Source organism: Hymenobacter glacialis, from assembly GCF_001816165.1.
Classification (GTDB): Bacteria; Bacteroidota; Bacteroidia; order Cytophagales; family Hymenobacteraceae; genus Hymenobacter; species Hymenobacter glacialis.
Genome location: NZ_MDZC01000107.1, coordinates 1 through 1,555, shown reverse-complemented (window position 1 = coordinate 1,555; position 1,555 = coordinate 1). Strand labels below are relative to the sequence as shown.

Below are 1,555 nucleotides of genomic sequence, written 5' to 3'. Positions count from 1 at the left end.
GCACGGAATCGGCCATTTTCGCCTCAAAGCCCAACTCTATTTGGCGGGCCTAAAAGCCATGAATCAAGAGTTAGCTCAATTCACCGCGTAACATCAGTTAACTAAAAAGAACATGAACACTGTGAATTGATTCGAGCTTATCTCTAATCATTCGAACAGCTTTGCACAGAAATATGACAGCAAATACAAAAGATGTTTTAATTTCTATTGTTAGTCCCGTTTACAAAGCAGAAAATTTAATTAATGAATTAGTACGCCGCCTTCAAGTTAGCTTGGAAACCATTACGCACAACTATGAAATAATTTTGGTAGATGATCGTGGCCCTGATAACTCATGGCAACTCATCGCCGCACAGGCGCTGCGCGACCCACGTATACGTGGCGTGCGCTTGTCACGAAACTTTGGGCAGCATAAGGCCATTACAGCAGGCCTCGAGCAAGCGAAAGGCGAATGGATTGTGGTGATGGATTGCGACCTGCAGGATCAGCCCGAGGAGATCCCTAGGTTGTACGAACACGCTACTGAAGGATCCTTTGACTTAGTGTTTGCCAGACGCGTAGAGCGCCAAGATTCGTGGCTGAAGCGAGCGGGCTCTCATTGGTTTTATAAGGTTTTGTCTTATCTAACTGAAACCAAACAAGACCCAGCCGTTGCGAATTTCGGCATTTATCATAGCAAAGTGATAAGTGCTGTACTAGCCATGCGTGAGAGTATCCGTTACTTTCCTACGATGGTACGCTGGGTAGGATTTCGGACGAGTGACTTGAATGTAGCCCATGCTGAACGTCCTGAAGGCAGTAGCAGCTATAACCTAAGACGCCTGCTCAATTTGGCGCTTGATATCATATTGGCTTATTCTGACAAGCCGCTGAGACTTACTATAAAGCTGGGGTTATGCATCTCAGCAACGGCTCTGGTTTTCGTAATTATAACGTTGATACGCTACTTACTTGGGTATATATGGGAACCAGGATACACTAGTATTATTATATCTATATGGTTCTTCGCAGGCCTTAGTTTATCAGTTTTGGGCATAGTGGGATTATATGTGGGCAAAACATTTGAGCAAGTAAAAAATCGTCCTATTTATTTGGTTGACGAATTAGTAAATCTTCAGTAACTGATGTTACGCGGATATTTAGGGGAGTGATTTACGTTTGGTGATGAGTTGCACACTGGATTTGTACACAGATTACCTGATTAGTTCGACGGGTCAAACGTCGGCCACGGGTTTATCACGGCTGCTGGATGGGGCCGTGAGTCACGACCAGGTCACGCGCTGGCTGAGTAGTTCGTATCTGGACTCTGAGCAGGTCTGGAAGCAGGCCAAGCCGGTGATTCGCGCGGCCGAGCAGCAGCGGGCGGACGACGACTTTGCGGTGCTACTCGTGGATGATTCCATCCTGGAAAAGGCCCACACGGACCCGAGTGCGTTGATTTGCACCCACTGGGACCATAGCAAGGGCCGCTTCGTCAAGGGCCTCAATTTCGTCAGCCTACTCTACCAGGCCGGCGAGCTGGCCCTGCCCATCGCCGTGGAACTCATCGAAAAAA

The 1,555-nt window shown here is 47.6% G+C and carries 2 protein-coding genes; both read left to right on the top strand.

Translation table 11 applies throughout. From position 1 onward, the window contains the following. Window positions 1-173 precede the first annotated feature (173 nt). Window positions 174-1,121, top strand: a complete 948-nt coding sequence (locus BEN48_RS15560; RefSeq protein ID WP_070735903.1) for a glycosyltransferase family 2 protein — start codon at window positions 174-176, stop codon at window positions 1,119-1,121. Window positions 1,122-1,164: 43 nt separating this feature from the next. After that, window positions 1,165-1,555 (top strand): transposase (locus tag BEN48_RS15555; RefSeq protein ID WP_141764570.1); only part of this gene is annotated, 391 nt, incomplete at its 3' end.

Excerpts from the sequence above, each read along its gene's own strand:
- BEN48_RS15560 (WP_070735903.1), top strand. The coding sequence starts at position 174 with ATGACAGCAAATACAAAAGATGTTTTAATTTCTATTGTTAGTCCCGTT.